A 244-nucleotide genomic window follows, 5' to 3' on the forward strand; every position below is an offset into this window, starting at 1 on the left:
CTTCCCGGGTCTTATCCGGCAGACTCACAGAAAAATCAGGGCAGCATCGGCAGACGGCGCTTACGACACCCGGCTCTGTCACGATGAACTGCGGCGTAAGAAAATCAGCGCCCTTATCCCGCCCCGAAAAGGCGCGGGTTACTGGCCCGGTGAATATGCAGACCGTAACCGTGCAGTGGCTAATCAGCGAATGACCGGGAGTAATGCGCGGTGGAAATGGACAACAGATTACAACCGTCGCTCG

General features: G+C 57.4%; 1 protein-coding gene. It reads left to right on the plus strand.

The genetic code is table 11. The features are described from left to right. On the plus strand, positions 1 to 244 hold a 244-nt coding region (locus AC6CWS_RS26545), incomplete at both ends, for a transposase (protein ID WP_498256460.1).

The sequence above is a fragment of the Klebsiella sp. M041 genome (assembly GCF_059759695.1).